The 8,393-nt window shown below is 68.0% G+C and carries 6 protein-coding genes; 3 read left to right on the top strand and 3 right to left on the bottom strand.

All coding sequences use genetic code 11. The annotated features are described in order from the left end of the window. From CRJ03_RS14865 to CRJ03_RS14875, 3 genes are all read right to left on the bottom strand, one after another. On the bottom strand, positions 1–1,028 hold a 1,028-nt coding region (locus tag CRJ03_RS14865; RefSeq protein WP_104019666.1), incomplete at its 3' end, for a pyridoxal phosphate-dependent aminotransferase. A 24-nt stretch (positions 1,029–1,052) separates the two neighbouring features. Further along, a complete protein-coding gene (locus tag CRJ03_RS14870; protein ID WP_104019667.1) occupies positions 1,053–2,252 on the bottom strand; it encodes a class I SAM-dependent methyltransferase in 1,200 nt (399 codons plus the stop codon). A 52-nt stretch (positions 2,253–2,304) separates the two neighbouring features. Continuing rightward, a complete protein-coding gene (locus tag CRJ03_RS14875; RefSeq protein WP_104019668.1) occupies positions 2,305–4,257 on the bottom strand; it encodes an AsmA family protein in 1,953 nt (650 codons plus the stop codon). A 104-nt stretch (positions 4,258–4,361) separates the two neighbouring features. Between CRJ03_RS14875 and rimO the strand changes: the two genes are divergently transcribed. The 3 genes from rimO to glmM all read left to right on the top strand — a co-directional run bounded on the left by rimO (position 4,362) and on the right by glmM (position 8,336). Next, a complete protein-coding gene (gene rimO, locus CRJ03_RS14880; protein WP_165375332.1) occupies positions 4,362–5,750 on the top strand; it encodes a 30S ribosomal protein S12 methylthiotransferase RimO in 1,389 nt (462 codons plus the stop codon). Between the two features lie 130 nt (positions 5,751–5,880). Continuing rightward, complete coding sequence (gene galE, locus CRJ03_RS14885) at positions 5,881–6,891, top strand: UDP-glucose 4-epimerase GalE (protein ID WP_104019669.1); 1,011 nt, start codon at positions 5,881–5,883, stop codon at positions 6,889–6,891. A 104-nt stretch (positions 6,892–6,995) separates the two neighbouring features. Further along, complete coding sequence (glmM, locus tag CRJ03_RS14890; RefSeq protein WP_104019670.1) at positions 6,996–8,336, top strand: phosphoglucosamine mutase; 1,341 nt, start codon at positions 6,996–6,998, stop codon at positions 8,334–8,336. The last annotated feature ends 57 nt before the right edge of the window (positions 8,337–8,393 follow it).

Genomic DNA, 8,393 nt, shown 5'->3' on the forward strand with positions numbered 1-8,393 from the left:
TCCTGCGCCTCGCCCGCGCTCATCCCCGTCCCTTGGATATTGGCAAAGGCATAGAACGCCCCGCCCGGATCGGTACAGCGCACCCCCGGCAGCGCATTCAGCCGCGCCACGATCAGCCGCCGCCGCGCGTCGAATGCGCGCATCATCTCGTCCACCGCGTCCTGCGGCCCGGTGAGCGCGGCGATCCCGGCATGTTGCGCGGCGGCATTGACGCAGGAATGATCGTTGATGCACAGCCGCGTGACATGCTCCACAAGGCTCTCGGGCCAGACCGCATAGCCCAGCCGCCAGCCGGTCATCGCGTAAGTCTTGGACCAGCCGTCGAGCATGATGAGCCGGTCGCGGATCTCGGGGTATTGCAAGAGCGAGACATGATCCCGCCCGCCATAAAGCATCCGGCTGTAGATCTCGTCCGACAGCACCGCCACCTGGGGATGATCCGCCAGCCCCGCCACCAGCCTGTCCACCTGCGCGCGAGGCGTGACGCCGCCGGTCGGGTTGGCGGGGCTGTTGAGCATGATAAGCCGTGTGGCGGACGTGATCCGCGCCAGCACCGCCTCGGCATCGAAGGCAAAACCGTTCTCTTCGGCCAGCGGATAGGGCACGGCGCGCGCACCGCTGTAGTCGATCACCGACTTGTAGATCGGAAAGCCCGGGTCGGGATACATGATCTCGGCGCCCGGCTCGCCGAACATCAGCCCGGCAAAGAACATGGTCGGCTTGCCGCCCGGCACCACCACCACGCAGCCGGGATCGACCTCGGCCCCGTGGCGCGCGTGCAGGTCGGCGGCCACCGCCTCGCGCAGCGCCGGGATACCATTCGCGGGCGTATAGCCGTGATGGCCGTCGCGCAGCGCCTTGACGCCTGCCTCCACGATATGCGGCGGCGTCGGGAAATCCGGCTGCCCGATCCCGAGATTGACGATGTCGCGCCCCTCGGCGGCCAGCGCCTGTGCGCGCGCCAGAACGGTAAAGGCCGATTCGGTCCCGAGCCGCGACAGGCTCTTGGCAAGTATCATCCCGGTCATTCTGATATCTCTCCTGTCATGCCCTCAGCCCCGCCGCAGGATCGTCGAATAAAGCAGCAGGCCGTGATCCCCCAGTTGCCGTTCGACCGGGGCCCAGAGCGACGCGAGCGCGATCGCGTCGATCCCCGCCTGCCGCCCGATCTCGGCCAGAGTGCGCCGCCCGTCGATGGCGGCGATGAGCGGCGCGGCCCCGCGCGGCAGGTCGGGCCGTGCCTCGACCCCTCCCATGCGCAGCACCGGGCGCTGCCCCTGCGCCACGGCGCGCGCCAGCTCAGTGGCGCGCACGCCCTTGAGATGCGGCACCAGCCCCGGCTTGCCACCCTTCGCCGGGCCGCGCGCCTCGGCTCTGCGCACGGCATAGCCCACATGGGTCTTGATCGTGCCGGTGAGCTTTTCGGCCAGCGCCATTCGCTCTACAGGACCGAGATGGCCGGGCGGCTCGGTGATGCGGCCCAGGTCGTATAGCGCGGGCATGGCAAAGCCTGCCAGCGCCCAGCCCGTCTGCTCCAGCATCGCGACCAGCGCCGGCACGTCAAACGCCCTGTCCTGACTGTGCAAAAGCAGGTCGTAGAACCCCGCATCGCTGTCCTTGTGATCGCCCAGGTTGGGATTGCAGCGGAACGGATGCCCCTCGGGCAGCGCGGCCACCAGCTTGCGCGCCGCCTTCAGCCGCGCCTCGGGCGGTTGCCCTTTGAGGAGCTGTCCAAACGCCTCCTGCAACGGGTAGACGCCCGACCGGCCATAAGGCGCATAGACCATGAACCCCATGCCGCCCCCGGGCGCCAGCGCCGCCAGAAGTGCGCGAAACCCCGCCGCCGGGTCGGGCAGGTGATGCAGCACGCCGCAGCAGTCGATATAGTCGAATTCCCCGAGGTCCGCGGCCTCCATCAGGCTGCCGGTCACGAACCGGATACCCTTTAGCCCCCGCACCTGCGCCCGCGCCTCGGCCACCCGGCGCGCGGCGGTCGACAGGTCCAGGTAGGTGATCTCTGCGACGCGGCCCGCGTCGGCCATCTGTTGCGCCACCTGAATCAGCGCGTCGCCTGTGCCGCCCCCCGCCACCAGCACGCGCAAGGGCCGCGACCAGTCGCGTGCGCCGCCGTAGATGAAATGGTCGATCTCCAGCACATGCGAGGGCGAGCCCGTCACCAGCCGCTTGCGCTCGTCTTCGGGGTTGCGCTCGGGGTATGGGTAGGCCTCGTATTGCGCCCTGACCTCGCTCATGCGCGCGCCTTCGTCTTCTTCTTGGCAAAAATACCCAAATCCCGTGCCCGCCTCACTCGAAGAGCTTGCGAAGCTCGCGCTTGGCGCGGTCCTCGAGCTTGTCCTTGGCCGCGTCCTCTAGGCTCTGCCCCTCTTCGGGCGTGATGTTGAGCCGCTTCTGCACCTCGCGCTCCAGCCGCTCCTCGGCCTTCTTGCGTTCCTCTTTCAGGTTCATGTCGATGGCCTTTTCCAGGTCGGGCACGATGCGCGGGTTCTCCCACGGGCCGCGGATACGCACAGGGATCGCCAGCCCCTGCGAGGTCTCGCCCTCAAGCAGGACGGGCGTGAACAGGTAGTCGATATCGCGCGCGCCCAGCCCGATCCGTCCCTTGCCCTCCGCGCGGATGAGCGGCAGGCGCATGACGAGGTCGTCGTTGAAGAGATTGCCCTTGTCCATCGTGAAGCTCGCGTTCATCGCGTCAAAGATCGTGGTGCCGCCGGTCACGTCGCCCGCGCGCATCAGCCGGTCGAGGTCGATGCCCGAGATCACGCCGCGCCCGGTCTCGAATCGCCCGTCGCCGCTGAGGCTCTTCATGATCGCGTCCACCGAATTGCCGGCGCCGAGGAAATTCAGCGTGCCGCCCGCCTTGGTGGAGAACCGCGTGATCCCTGCGGCGTCGGTGAGGAAGCGCTCCATGTCGAGCCCCTCGGCCCGCAGCGTGCCCCCCACCGACAGCCCCGCGCGGTTGTTGACCACGAAATCGCCGGTCACAAGGCCATCATAGCCCCGCACCTCGCGCAGCGCGAATACCGCGCGCGACTGATCGAGCGTCATCAGCGTGCGCGTGCGGCCCAGCTTGAGGTCACCGAGGTCGATGCTGTCGGCGGAGAATGCCATCTCGCCATTTGCCAGCGCCAGTGCGCTGGCGTCGATGGGCTCGGTCGACCAGCCTTGCGCGCCCCCGCCGCCACCGGAGCCGCCCGCCGCCTCGCCGGTCGAGTCGGCCCCGGCAAGGCGCGACAGGTCGAGCGCGCCCGCCGCGATCTGGGCGTTGACGCGGGGCACGTCCCCGGACAGATTGACATCCGCTGCCCCGGTGAGGCTGTTGCCGCCAACCTGTAGGTTCAGCCCGCGAACCGACAGGTTCATGGCGTCGGTCAGCGTCACATCGGCCCCGCCTTTCAGGCTCTGACCCAACCCTTCGGGCAGGGTGACCCCGGCCATTCCCAGCGCGCCGAGAAAGGCCCCGGTATCGGCGAGGTCGAGATCGAGCCGGCCTTGCACCTGCGGCTGCGTGCCTGCGCGTCCGTCAAACGCCACGCGCCCGCCCGCGGCCTCCACCGTCGCGGCGACGGCGGTCACCGCCCCGTCGATGAATCGACCCACCTGATCGAGCCGCCCCGTGACCGAGACCGGCCCGCCGCCACGGGAAAAGGAGGCCTCGAAATCCGCCGTTCCGTCATACTCGGGCCAGCGCAGGTCGAGGTCGAGATCGCGCAGCTCCTCCACCGTGCCCGCCGCGTGATCGGTGTAGATGAGCCGCGCCCCCGTCACCAGCGCCCGGTCGAGCGTCAGTGCCAGCCGCTCGGAGGTGGCGGGCGCGGCGCTGTCCGTTGCCTGCCCGGAGGGCGCTACGCCCTCCACCCCCAACTCCCAGTTGACGCGCCCGTCGGCGGCGCGCTCCAACCGGATGACGGGATCGACGGCTTCCAGTCCGGTGATGCGGATATCGCCACCGAAGAGTGCCGCTGGTTTCACCCCGATCTTGAGGCTGTCGGCTTGCAGCATCGGCCCGGCATCGGACCAGTCCGCATTGGCGACCTCGACCGTGCCGGTCGCCACGCCGAGCACGGGGTAGAGGCTGATCCGCGTCTCGCCCGACAGCGTCACCTTGCGCCCGGTGGCCTTGGTGATCTGGTCCGCGGCAATCGTGGCAACACGCTCGCCCGGCAGAAAGAACAGCGCGCCGACGAAGACAGCCGCGATCACGACGACCAGACCGATCAGCCGGAATATCCACCGCATGACGCACTCCCTCCGTGTCCTGGATCAACATTAGGGTTGGCGCGCGGGCCGGAGCAACCGCTTTTGCCCTTCCCGCACGCAGCCTTGACGGTTATATCGCGCCCATGTCGCAGAACCCTCCCGATCTTCGCCCCGATCTCGCGCCGCGCGCGCGGGTCACAGAGTCGCCCCGCACCGGCCAGCCCTCTATCGGAATGGTCTCTCTCGGGTGCCCCAAGGCGTTGGTGGACAGCGAGCGCATCCTCACGCGGCTGCGGGCCGAGGGCTATGGTATTTCGGCCGATTACACCGGCGCCGACGCGGTGATCGTCAACACCTGCGGCTTTCTCGACAGCGCCAAGGCCGAGAGCCTCGAAGCCATCGGCGAAGCGCTGGCCGAGAATGGTCGCGTGATCGTCACCGGCTGTCTCGGGGCCGAGCCCGATTACATTACCGGCGCGCATCCCAGGGTTCTGGCGGTGACCGGCCCGCACCAATACGAGCAGGTTCTCGATGCCGTGCACACCGCCGTGCCACCGAGTCCCGATCCATTCGTCGACCTGCTGCCCGCCTCGGGCGTCCGCCTGACACCGCGCCATTACAGCTATCTCAAGATTTCCGAGGGCTGTAACCACAAGTGCAAGTTCTGCATCATCCCGGACATGCGTGGGCGTTTGCAGTCGCGCCCCGCCCATGCGGTGATGCGCGAGGCCGAAAAGCTGGTGGAGAACGGGGTCAGGGAACTGCTGGTCATCAGCCAGGACACCTCTGCCTACGGCGTCGATATCAAGCACGCCGAGGCCAACGGCCACCGCGCCCACATCACCGACCTCGCTCGCGACCTCGGCTCGCTGGGGGCGTGGGTCCGGCTGCATTACGTCTATCCCTATCCGCATGTGCGCGATCTGATCCCGCTGATGGGGCAGGCGGGGGAAAATGGCGGGCTGGTGCTGCCGTATCTAGACATCCCGTTCCAGCACGCCCATCCCGACACGTTGCGCCGCATGGCCCGGCCCGCAGCGGCGGCAAAGACATTGGACGCGATCGCCGCGTGGCGCGCGATCTGCCCGGACATCGCCCTGCGCTCGACCTTCATCGTGGGCTACCCGGGCGAGACGGAGGGCGAATTCCAGACGCTGCTCGACTGGCTCGACGAGGCGCAGCTCGACCGGGTGGGGTGTTTCAAATACGAGAACGTCGCCGGTGCGCGGTCGAACGCGCTGCCCGACCATGTGGCCGAGGAGGTCAAGCAGGACCGCTGGGAGCGGTTCATGGCCCGCGCACAGGCGATTTCCGAGGCGAAGCTGGCTGCGAAGGTCGGTCAGCGCATGAGCGTGATCGTGGACGATATCGACGAGGACGGCATCGCGACGACCCGCACGATGGCGGATGCGCCCGAGATCGACGGCAATCTCTTCATCGACGAGGGCGCGACGGGGCTGTCGGTGGGCGATATCGTGACCGTCGAGGTGGACGAGGCGGGAGAGTATGATCTGTGGGGTGTCCTGTGTTGAGCGGGCGGGACCACGCGGGTTGCGATCCGGTCGCGGCGATGGGATGGTCAGGTATGATTTCCATGACCGGTTTGGTCCTCTCCGGCAGGTCCGCGCGGTCCGCCGGACAATCGGGCGGGTGTGACGAGCGGTGAAAGTCTTTCTCACGGGTGGTGCAGGCTATATCGGCACCCATGTTCTCAACGAGCTTCTGGGGCGGGGCTGGCAGGCTTGCGTCTTTGACAATTTCAGCAACAGCACGCCAGCGGCGCTTGACCGGGTACGGGCACTGGCCGGGCGCGATTTCGACGTGGTGGAGGGCGATATCACCGATCACGGCGGACTGTGCGCGGCGCTCTCTGCCTTTCGCCCCGACGCGGTGATCCATCTCGCCGGGTTAAAGGCGGTTGGGGAATCCGTCCGCGATCCGCTGCTTTACTATCGCAACAACGTATACGGCGCGATGACGCTGTTGCAGGCGATGCAGGACACCGGGGTGGCGCGGATCGTGTTTTCCTCGTCGGCCACGGTTTACGGGATTCCGCTCTACATCCCTTATGACGAGGTGCATCCACTCGCACCGGTCAACCCCTATGGCCGCACCAAGTTCTTCATCGAGGAGATCATCCGCGACTGGATCGCCGCGGGTAACGGACAGTCGGCGGTTCTGTTGCGCTATTTCAACCCGGTCGGCGCGCATGACAGCGGGCGGATCGGTGAAGACCCGACCGGGATCCCCGACAACCTGATGCCGTTCGTCTCGCAGGTGGCGGTGGGGCGGCGGTCCGTTCTCGATGTCTTTGGCGACGATTACGAGACCCGCGACGGGACCGGTGAGCGCGATTACATCCATGTCGTCGATCTGGCCCGGGCCCATCTCGACGCGCTGAGCCACGCGGTGGGGCACGAGGGATGCGACGTGTTCAACATTGGCACCGGGCGGGGGGCGACGGTGCTGGAGCTTGTGCGCATGTTCGAGCGGGTGACGGGGCGCGAGATACCCTATCGCATTGCGCCGCGCCGCGACGGCGATATCCCGATCATGCGCGCCGACCCGACCCGCGCGCAAGAGGTTCTGGGATGGCGGGCAGAGCGCCAATTGGACGAGATGTGCCGCACGGCGTGGAAGTGGCAATCCGACAACCCCGAGGGCTATCGCTAGCCCCGGCACCGCGGGGGCGCACCGGCCTTGTCGGTTCGGTTGCGCACATGCTAAAGCCCTCTCAACGCCGGAACATTTTCCAGGCTGTGTTCAGGAGGCCCGCCATGCGCAAGCGACTTTTCGGCACCGACGGCGTTCGCGGGCAGGCCAATACGTGGCCGATGACCGCCGACATGGCGCTTCGGCTCGGGGCGGCGGCGGGGCGTTATTTCCGCACCGACAAGCAGGAACACCGCGTGGTGATCGGCAAGGACACGCGGCGCTCGGGCTATATGCTGGAATACGCGCTGACCGCCGGGTTCACCTCTACCGGGATGGACGTGTTCCTGCTCGGTCCGGTGCCGACGCCGGCCATTGGCTATCTCACGCATTCGTTGCGCGCGGATGTCGGCGTGATGATCTCGGCCAGCCACAACCCGGCCTCCGACAATGGCATCAAGCTCTTTGGCCCCGACGGGTTCAAGCTCAGCGACGAGGCTGAGGGCGAGATCGAGCGGTTGCTCGACGAGGGTGTGACCCTGTCGGCCCCCGACAATATCGGCCGGGCGCGGCGCGTGGACGATGCGCGCGGGCGCTACGTGGAATACGCCAAGACCACCTTTCCCCGCCGCCGCCGGCTTGGCGGGCTGCGCATCGTGATCGACTGCGCCAACGGCGCCGCCTACCGTGCCGCCCCCGAGGTGCTGTGGGAGCTGGGGGCCGAGGTGATCCCGCTCGGGGTGAACCCGGACGGCTACAACATCAACCTCAACTGCGGCTCGACCCGCCCCGAGGCCGCCGCGCGCAAGGTGCTGGAGACGCGCGCCGATCTGGGTATGTGCCTCGATGGCGATGCCGATCGCGTGGTGCTCATCGACGAGCAGGGGCGCGTGGCCGACGGCGATCAGTTCATGGCGCTCATCGCCACCCGCTGGGCGCGCGAGGGGCGGCTGGCGGGCGATACGCTGGTGGCCACGGTGATGTCCAATCTCGGGCTGGAGCGGCATCTGGCAGAGCAGGGCATCGCGCTCAAGCGCACCCCCGTGGGCGACCGCAACGTGGTCGAGGCGATGCGCGCGGGCGGGCACAACCTTGGCGGCGAGCAATCCGGCCATATCGTGATGACCGATTACGCCACCACAGGCGACGGGCTGATCGGCGCGTTGCAGTTCCTCGCCGCGATGGTCGAGACCGGGCAGACGGCGAGCACGCTTGCGCAGGTGTTCGAGCCGGTGCCGCAGCGCCTCGTCAACGTGCGCTTTGCCGAGGGCAAGACCCCGCTCAAGACCGACCGCGTGCAGACCGCGATGGCCGAGGCCGAGCGCGAGCTGGGCGGCGACGGGCGCCTCCTGATCCGCGAGTCGGGAACAGAGCCGCTCATCCGCGTGATGGCCGAGGCGGTGGACGCGCGCGTGCTCGACCGGGTGATGACCCGGCTCGTGGGCGCGGTGGAAGAGGCAAGCTGAGCGGCGGGAGCGGCGGCCGGTTCCGGCCTTGAGCCGTCGTTCGCATTAGCCGCGCAT

Origin of the sequence: Roseovarius nitratireducens (genome assembly GCF_002925845.1) — a bacterium.
Lineage (GTDB): Bacteria > Pseudomonadota > Alphaproteobacteria > Rhodobacterales > Rhodobacteraceae > Roseovarius > Roseovarius nitratireducens.